The sequence below is a fragment of the Clostridium sp. ATCC 25772 genome, from assembly GCF_001573875.1.
Taxonomy (GTDB): Bacteria; Bacillota; Clostridia; order Clostridiales; family Clostridiaceae; genus Clostridium_J; species Clostridium_J senegalense.
This window is the reverse complement of record NZ_LFRG01000115.1, coordinates 1-1,359: the sequence shown is the minus strand read 5'-3', so window position 1 is coordinate 1,359 and position 1,359 is coordinate 1. Positions and strand designations below refer to the sequence as shown.

The 1,359-nt window shown below is 28.8% G+C and carries 2 protein-coding genes; both read left to right on the top strand.

The genetic code is table 11. The features are described 5' to 3' along the window. The first annotated feature begins 77 nt into the window (after positions 1–77). The gene (locus AZI32_RS17025) at positions 78–383 is read left to right on the top strand and encodes a helix-turn-helix domain-containing protein (RefSeq protein WP_061997141.1); all 306 of its coding nucleotides are present in this window, start codon (positions 78–80) and stop codon (positions 381–383) included. 14 nt (positions 384–397) lie between these two features. Further along, on the top strand, positions 398–1,333 hold the full coding sequence (locus tag AZI32_RS17020; protein ID WP_162266748.1) for an IS3 family transposase: 936 nt from the start codon (positions 398–400) through the stop codon (positions 1,331–1,333). The last annotated feature ends 26 nt before the right edge of the window (positions 1,334–1,359 follow it).

Genomic DNA, 1,359 nt, shown 5'->3' with positions numbered 1-1,359 from the left:
CTCATAGGCCCCCGTGGAAAAGTAGACTCATAATTCGAATGGAACTATACTAGGATTAATGAATGGAGGGGTGCATTATGAGTGGAAATTTTATTAGAAAATATACTGAAGAAGAAAGAGTGAAAATTGTAGAAGAGGCTTTAGTATGTGGAAGCAATTCTTTAGTAGCAGCGAAGTATAATATACACAGTGGATTGGTATCTAATTGGAAATGTAATTATAGAAGATATAAGCAAACTTTGAAACCTAAGAATGCTACTCAACCTAAAGATGAAGAAATAATTGTAGATTATAAAAAAGAGTATAAGAAAACAAAAGAAAAATGCAAAGATCTTGAATTAGAAGTTGCCATTCTTCACGATTTATTAAAAAAAAAGAAATAAATGAAGAACATGATTTGTATTCTTATGCATCCGAATGGATTTCTATAGGTGCACCTATTAAAGCTGTATTAAGGATATTAGGTTTAAAAAAATCTACTTATTATAAACAGCAGTTATTAATTAAAAGTGGAAATAGACCTTTAAATCAATCCGAAGGAAACATTCCAGGATATAGTCTAAATATAAATGGTGAAAAAGTTTTTGATTTAGAGATTCAAAAATATATAGTGAAAATAAAAAAAGATGAAGTAGGACAGTTTTATGGTTATAAAAAGGTTAGGGCAGTTTTGAAAAATAAATATAAACTAAAAATTAATAAGAAAAAAGTTTATAGATTGATGAAGAGGATGAACCTATTAGAGGTTAAAAGAAAGGGTGTTAAGAGATATTCTAAAATATGTAAGAATCATGTGATTACAGATTCAAATCAACTTTGGGAAATGGACATGAAATATGTTTATATAGCAGAAACAAGGGAGATAGCATATTTAACATCTATTATAGATGTGTTTGATAGAAGCATATTAGCATATGATTTGTCACTTTCTCCAAATGCAGAGCAAGCTAAAATTGTAGTAATAAAGGCACTTTATAATAGAGGAATTAAGGGTAAAACATCTGAATTAATAATTAGAACAGACAATGGATCACAATTTATAGCTAGTAAATTTGAGAAGTTGTGTATTCAAGAGAATGTTACACATGAAAGGATACCTGTGCATAGCCCTAATTATAATGCTCATATAGAGTCATATCATAGATACTTACAAGAAGAATGTCTTGCCGGTAGGCTGTTTAAAGATTTAGAAGAAGCAATTAATACTATCGAAAATTATGTAAGTAACTATAACTTTAAAAGAATACATTCTTCAATTGATTATAGGACTCCAAATGAGTTTTATAATTTAACAAATAGTAATTTTAAGAATAAGCTAGTAATTAGCATTTAGAGTCCACTTTGAGGGGGCCAATCCGA

Coding starts and splice junctions, on each gene's coding strand:
- AZI32_RS17025 (WP_061997141.1), top strand. CDS start 78: ATGAGTGGAAATTTTATTAGAAAATATACTGAAGAAGAAAGAGTGAAA.